This window comes from Paenibacillus sp. MER TA 81-3, assembly GCF_023713585.1.
Lineage (GTDB): Bacteria > Bacillota > Bacilli > Paenibacillales > Paenibacillaceae > Paenibacillus_B > Paenibacillus_B profundus.
In genome coordinates, this window is sequence record NZ_JAMAWB010000086.1 from 1 (window position 1) to 438 (window position 438).

The window sequence follows — 438 nt, forward strand, 5'->3', positions numbered from 1 at the left end:
TTGTTGAAGCGCAAACCGAACCGCTGTAATTTTCTATTTCCCCCGTTAACGCGCGGATCCGTTTCCGCGCGCAATATCAGGCAGGCCGGTGAGTAAAAAACGCTGAGCCTGCCTTTTTAATTCCACCGCAATATTATTTTCTCTCCTGAGTGATCCACTTCACCTTTTAACCCCACTTGCCGAAATTTGTTATTTGCCGCGCTGAAATGTCGTCACCATGAGGACAGATTTCAGGGGGCAATCAGTCATGGATAAAGAACGCATTATTCAGGAATTCGTACCAGGCAAACAGGTCACACTGGCGCATCTGATTGCCCACCCGGGAGCGGAGCTGGTGAAAAAGATCGGCGTACCCGAATCCGGCGCGATCGGCATTATGACGCTGACGCCGGGAGAAACGGCGATGATCGCCGGCGATCTGGCGATGAAGGCCGCCGA

At 52.5% G+C, this 438-nt stretch carries 1 protein-coding gene; it reads left to right on the forward strand.

The window, feature by feature from the left end:
• Positions 1-247: 247 nt before the first annotated feature.
• Positions 248-438: ethanolamine utilization microcompartment protein EutS (gene eutS / locus M3650_RS31330; RefSeq protein WP_251580267.1), on the forward strand; the 191-nt coding region annotated here is incomplete at its 3' end.